Origin of the sequence: Microcoleus sp. BROC3, from assembly GCF_036702515.1 — a bacterium.
Lineage (GTDB): Bacteria > Cyanobacteriota > Cyanobacteriia > Cyanobacteriales > Microcoleaceae > Microcoleus.
Genome location: NZ_JAUBTQ010000162.1, coordinates 1 through 1,747, shown reverse-complemented (window position 1 = coordinate 1,747; position 1,747 = coordinate 1). Strand labels below are relative to the sequence as shown.

Below are 1,747 nucleotides of genomic sequence, written 5' to 3'. Positions count from 1 at the left end.
CCAAAGTAAAGTTGCGATCGGAGAAACTCGCGAGATGCGCTGTTACACCAACGGCAAATATATGGAGGAAAGTGGACGAATTATCACGAAAACAGTTCGGCTCTATAATCGATCGCTCTCTCAAGAACAGATCGATTACTTAGAAAATAAGATGCCAGCAGGACTTTATACCCCTGAAGATTTTGGTCTACCACCAAATTAATCATTTGATGGTGCATAATTAAAATATTCATTAGTCTTGTCGAGCACATTAGTTATGTCTGCCTTAACTGACCACGTAAAAGCTTCAACTGGATTTTCTGAAAGTACCGTTAACGCGGTATGGGATTCAGCAGTAGCCTTCATGTCACTCACTCTCCGCAATGGTGAAAAACTACCATTGGAAGGGTTAGGGATTTTGAAAGCTACCGATCGCGCTGCACGTGAAGGGCGCAACCCACGAACTGGAGAACCTACTACTTTTAAGGCTTCTCGCAGACCTAAGTTGACTTTCAGCAAATCCTTTTTGACTTTAGTTCAGCCAGATCCAAGCCAACCACAGCCTGCACCTGCTGCTGAATCTACTGCTCAATCTGTCGCTCCTGTTGCTCCTGTTCCTCCTGTTGCAGGCATTCAACCTCCTCCTATTCCAGCCGACTTGCTAGCGCAAAAAACCTTGAGTCATCCTGAGCAAACCTGGCAAATCAAAGCTCCTGACAGTTCCTTCGTTGAAGTACCAACAAGTGAACTAGCAGGCTGGGGAGTTAACGCTAGCACCCCGGTTTACTCGCCTAGCACAGGCTGGAAATTAGCGGGGAAAGTGCCGGAACTGGTAGGAATCGTCAAATAGTTTTGAACCAGACAGAAAAAAGCTTGAGTAGATGTACACTACTCAAGCTTTTTTCTTGCTCTATTTTATTTAGTAATTTCTGGCAAATCCCGAAAATACTGGATGCCGTAGAGAGCCTGTAGCAGTCACACCAAGATAAACCACTTCCAGCGTTCTGCCTAAATAATCAGCTTGGTTGGCAAATATTGTCGATCGCTCCAAGTCAGTAAATCCTGTGCCGACTCGACTATTGATGATTTGATTGTTAATCATTCCCCGAATCAGTAAGTTACCCAGAGACTTTGCATATTTGCCACTACCTTTGGTAAACCCAACCACCGTAAAGTTGTTCTTTACAAAGTTTTTCACTTTTAGGAGATTGTTCGATCGAACCCCGGAGTAAACAGAGTTCGGATTCCGCAGCATTATCCCTTCATCAGAGAGTCCAGAACTTTTGACCAATTCAGCTTCAGTTTGGATTACCAAAGGATTATTTTCAATCAATTTCTGAGGGACGTAGCTAACTTTCCCCATTGTCGGGAAAATTTGCTTGACCTGATCTACTTCATGAACTGTCTCCATTGTCGGGAATTGATTGAACCCGATAGCAAAAATGCGGAACTGAACTTTTTGTTTATTTGCTACTACAAATTCTACAGTTTTTCTACTGCGAACAATTCCTGAGATAACATCAAAAAGAGTTCCAGGGATGTACAACTCACCGTCTATAAAAGATAAATTATTAGTCGAGCGGATACTTTCGCATATTTCCTCAATCTCACTCATTCCTGAATATCGAGTCAAGCCCGAGCGACTTCTCAATCCACTGGTCATATTTTCATATAAGCAGCGGACTCCATCTAGTTTAGGGCTGCTAAACCATTCTGTTACGCCATAGTTTTTTGTGGGGCTGTAAGTATTGGCTAATTGTGGCAACAT

Annotated in this window: 3 protein-coding genes; 2 read left to right on the top strand and 1 reads right to left on the bottom strand. The window is 43.0% G+C overall.

The window, feature by feature from the left end; genetic code table 11:
* A partial coding sequence (locus QUB30_RS33490; protein ID WP_333342645.1) for a hypothetical protein occupies positions 1–202 on the top strand: 202 nt, incomplete at its 5' end.
* A gap of 36 nt (positions 203–238) precedes the next feature.
* Positions 239–829 carry an HU family DNA-binding protein gene (locus QUB30_RS33485; RefSeq protein ID WP_333342642.1) on the top strand — a complete coding sequence of 197 codons (591 nt, stop codon included), beginning with the start codon at positions 239–241 and terminating at the stop codon, positions 827–829.
* A gap of 69 nt (positions 830–898) precedes the next feature.
* Here QUB30_RS33485 and QUB30_RS33480 read toward each other — a convergent pair.
* A partial coding sequence (locus tag QUB30_RS33480) for an ATP-dependent DNA ligase (RefSeq protein WP_333342640.1) occupies positions 899–1,747 on the bottom strand: 849 nt, incomplete at its 5' end.